General features: G+C 47.9%; 1 protein-coding gene. It reads left to right on the top strand.

Features of this window, described 5'->3' with window-relative positions; translation table 11 throughout:
* On the top strand, window positions 1-236 hold a 236-nt coding region (locus AAEY83_RS18465), incomplete at both ends, for a cbb3-type cytochrome c oxidase subunit II (protein ID WP_351061604.1).

Genomic DNA, 236 nt, shown 5'->3' with positions numbered 1-236 from the left:
GTAGAAGGCCTACGCCCTCTTAATGCTTTAGAAATGGAAGGCCGTGACATATATGTACGTGAAGGTTGTTATAACTGTCACTCACAAATGATCCGCCCTTTTCGTGATGAAGTTGAGCGTTACGGTCACTACTCTGTAGCAGGCGAATCAGTATGGGATCACCCTTTCCAATGGGGTTCTAAACGTACTGGCCCTGACCTTGCTCGCGTTGGTAAACGTTACTCGGACGATTGGCA

It is taken from the genome of Psychrobacter sp. TB20-MNA-CIBAN-0197 (assembly GCF_040309765.1).
Taxonomy (GTDB): Bacteria; Pseudomonadota; Gammaproteobacteria; order Pseudomonadales; family Moraxellaceae; genus Psychrobacter; species Psychrobacter submarinus.
Note: the sequence above shows the minus strand (reverse complement) of the source record. Positions and strands in the feature narration are given on the sequence as shown.